A 205-nucleotide genomic window follows, 5' to 3' on the forward strand; every position below is an offset into this window, starting at 1 on the left:
GCCGTCTTTACCTTGATTTGCTTCTGGGTTAACTTTGCCGTTTAAGACGTCTTTACCGTCGCGGCCATCACGTCCGTCACGACCTGCTGCACCATCTCGTCCGTCGCGTCCTGGTAAACCTTGGGCTCCGTCTTGACCATCGCGACCTTGAAGACCTTGTTCACCTTTGTCCCCTTTAGGTCCCTTGATGTTGCCTTCTTTGTCC

1 pseudogene is annotated in these 205 nt (G+C 53.7%); it reads right to left on the reverse strand.

From position 1 onward, the window contains the following. Positions 1–205, reverse strand: a pseudogene (locus ADH52_RS05425) (hypothetical protein); the annotation flags it as partial.

Source organism: Streptococcus pseudopneumoniae, assembly GCF_001072665.1.
Lineage (GTDB): Bacteria > Bacillota > Bacilli > Lactobacillales > Streptococcaceae > Streptococcus > Streptococcus pseudopneumoniae_S.